Origin of the sequence: Micrococcus sp. Alg238-R198, assembly GCF_900537135.1 — a bacterium.
Classification (GTDB): domain Bacteria; phylum Actinomycetota; class Actinomycetes; order Actinomycetales; family Micrococcaceae; genus Micrococcus; species Micrococcus luteus.
Genome location: NZ_UNRH01000026.1, coordinates 1 through 3349 on the forward strand (window position 1 = coordinate 1; position 3349 = coordinate 3349).

The following is a 3349-nucleotide window of genomic DNA, read 5'->3' on the forward strand; positions in this document are numbered from 1 at the left end:
GGGACCAGACGGGCGTGGTTCACCGGGTCAGGGCCGCGATACGGTTCGTGGCCTCCCATGACCGCAAGCAGAGCGCCGCCGCGCTGAAGCCGATCTACACCGCCCCCAACGAAGAGACCGCGAGGAAGGCGCTGGCCGAGTTCGAGGCCTCCGAGCTCGGCACGAAGTACCCGTCTGCAGCCGCGACCTGGGCGAACTCCTGGGAGCGGTTCATCCCGTTCCTGCAGTTCCCACCCATGCTCCGCAAGGTCATCTACACGACCAACAGCATCGAGTCGCTGAACTTCCAGCTACGGAAGGTGACCAAGAACCGCGGCCACTTCCCCTCGACCGAGGCGGCGGTGAAGCTGCTCTGGCTGGCGATCTGCAACATCGAAGACAAACGCGCCGCCGAACGCGCTCGGGACCGGGGCAAACCCGCCGGCCAGCGCAAAGCCCAGGGCCGGCTCGTCGAAGGCCAGGCCGTCACGAACTGGAAGCAGGCCCTCGCCCAGCTCGCCGCGGCCTACCCCGACCGGATCAACCCCTACCTGTGACCACCCCGCTTACACAGACAAGTTGACACGCCCGACTGCCGCACGCTCTCCCCGTGAGCCCCCGGCCTCCTTGGAGGAGCCGGGGGCTATCGCGTCCGCCCTCGCCGCTACCGTGAAGGCTCCAGTACACAGCACGGCGGGGTAGTGACCCGCCACGACAGAACAGCGAGGTCTCGTGCGACCCACGATCTTCACCCTCCGCGTCCTGAACTACGTCCACACCAACGGCCTCGTCGGCCAGCACCTGCGGGACATCCCCACTGAGGTGTGCCCACCCGACCGTGTCCAAGTCGCCGCCCGAGAGCTCATGCAGCTCGAGATGATCCCCAAGAACACCCCCTTGGCTGGCTGTATCCCGATTGCTGTCCTGCCCCGGTGTGCCTTCGACGCCGAGCGGGTTGCTCGGGCATACCCGCGCGTCGAGGCCCAGTGGCTGCTTCTAGAAGCAGCCGAGGCATGTCCCAATGATGCCGGCGTCTACGACGACCTCCAGGCCCTGGACCTCACCGATCGCCAGATTCAGAAGGCGTCTTCGGACCTCGAGGCTCATGGTTACCTCGAGCCCGGTAGTACCAGTTCGTACCGGCCCGTACTCACGTCCGCAGGCCTTGATCTCGTGGCCGCCTACCAGACTCCCTTCGTGTGGCCGCCGGCAGAAAGCGGGTTCTCAGTGACCAACCACCACGACAACTCCGTTACTCAGAACGTCCAGACCGGCAACGGGTCGAACGTGGCCCTAGCCGGCCACAGGAGCAACGTCACCCTCACCGTCCAGAGCCAGGACCGCCCGGCGCTGGCGGGACAGTTCGAGCAGCTGCGCGAGGTGCTGCACGCGGAGGAGGGCCTCAGCGATTCTGACGCCGTACGTGACCTGCTGACGCGCGTGAACATGCTTGAGGAGCAGGTGGAGGACGGCGACGGCAAGATCCCAGCCAGCCTGCTCGAGCGCTTCCTAAACAAGGCCGTCGAGACCCTCGCGGACGAGTCTGCACAGCGCATCATCCCGGTCCTCAGCACGATCTACGTCCTGTTCGGTCTACCGCCGCTCCCTGCCTGACCGCTCATCCACCGGTGCCCGCCGCATGGCGCTACGGTGCTCCTCAGCGCGTCAGGACGATTCCCCTCCTGGTCAGCGCGCTTGGCCACCGATCCTGATCTCTCATGCAGGGTGGCTCCGTTGCCCGCGCTCGTCCTATTGGCCGTCGAGCCGGGTATACCCCTTTACACGCCCTGCCCTGTGGCTTCGTTCGCTTGGTGGCGGGGTTTTTGCAGCGCTCCGTGGCGGTCTTGTTGCCGCGATCACGCAGGACTGGCTGCAGGTAGGTGTCGCGGTCTGAACCGTGTAAGCGGCCATGAAAAGCTGCCCATAGGTGGCCAGGGAATGACCCGCTGACGGCCATGAGGACTGCCCAGTGATGGCCACGGGAACTGCCCGGTGCTGGCCATCTGGTTTGCCCGCGTTGCTCGTTGCCCGCCGCGTCGTGAGCCGGCGGGGGCCTCCTCCCCGGGTTGGATATCGGTGTCGAATCGAATCCAGCGAGGAAGAGGCCCTGAATGAAGGATGCCGCAGAAACCATGAAAATACTCAGTGCCTATGACCTGACCAAGTCATTGCGGGGCGCCGCCGAGCTGGCCGGTTGCTCCCATCACACCGTGGCCCGGCTGGTGCGGGCCCGCGACGCCGGCCAGACCCCTGGATCCGGAGCCAGCCGCCCGAAGGTCACCGATGTCTGGCTGCCCAAGATCGAGGAATGGGTCGAGGCCTCCACGGGCAGGATCCGCGCCGATGTCGTGCACGCCAAGCTCACCGCAATGGGCTACACCGGCTCTGAGCGCTCCACCCGGCGGGCGGTGGCCGAGGTGAAGGCCGCCTGGCGGGCCGGGAAGCGCCGGGTGCACCGGCCCTGGATCACCGAGCCGGGCGCATGGCTGCAGTACGACTTCGGCGATGGGCCGGCGATCGACGGGGCCAAGACGGTGCTGTTCGTGGCCTGGCTGGCCTGGTCCCGCTACCGGATCGTCATCGCCCTGCGTGATAGGACGGCTCCGAGTGTGTTCGCCGCCCTGGACCGGTGCTTCCGGCTGATCGGGGGCGCGCCGACCTATGTGCTGACGGATAACGAGAAGACAGTGACGGTCTCTCATGTGGCCGGGGTGCCGGTGCGTAACCAGGCCACCGTGGCGTTCGCTCGGCATTACGGCGTGGAGGTGCTGACCTGCCAGCCAGCGGATCCGGCCGCCAAGGGCGGGGTGGAGAACGCGGTGAAGCTGGCCAAGGCCGACCTGGTCCCGAAGGACACCAACCTGCGGGACGGGCGTGTCAGATGGTCTGTGTAAGCCGTACCGAGAGGAACGGTAAGAATCATGACCATGATCGACGAGAAGAACCCAGGCGAGCCCTCGGGCCAGGACCTGGTCGAGCAGCTGAAAGCCTCAGGGCAGCTTGATGCCCTGTTCGCGCAGATCGACGCGGGCGGCGTCGAGCTCACCGGTGACGGCGGGTTCGTGCCCGCGCTGGTCAAGGCCGCGCTCGAGCGGGGCCTGCAGGCCGAGCTGACCAGCCATCTGGGCTACGAGAAGGGCTCGAGCGAGGCGCCGAAGCACGCCAACTCCCGCAACGGGACCACCCCGAAGACCGTGGAGTCCGAGGTCGGGCCGATCGAGCTGGACGTCCCGCGAGACCGGGGCGGGTCGTTCACCCCGCGCCTGGTGCCCAAGGGCCAGCGGCGCCTCGGGGGCCTGGATGACATGATCATCAGCCTCTATGCCGGCGGAATGACGATCCGGGACATCCAGCACCACCTGGCCTCCMC

General features: G+C 67.0%; 3 protein-coding genes and 1 pseudogene. All 4 read left to right on the plus strand.

Annotated elements, in window-relative coordinates:
* Positions 1–536: transposase (locus G6R13_RS12155; protein ID WP_205521373.1), on the plus strand; the 536-nt coding region annotated here is incomplete at its 5' end.
* Between the two features lie 175 nt (positions 537–711).
* Positions 712–1593, plus strand: coding sequence for a hypothetical protein (locus tag G6R13_RS12160; protein ID WP_049147382.1), 882 nt, complete (start codon positions 712–714; stop codon positions 1591–1593).
* 497 nt (positions 1594–2090) lie between these two features.
* Positions 2091–2849 (plus strand): annotated as a pseudogene (locus tag G6R13_RS12165) (IS21-like element ISMlu14 family transposase); the annotation flags it as partial.
* Positions 2850–2906: 57 nt separating this feature from the next.
* Positions 2907–3349: transposase (locus G6R13_RS12170; RefSeq protein WP_205521374.1), on the plus strand; the 443-nt coding region annotated here is incomplete at its 3' end.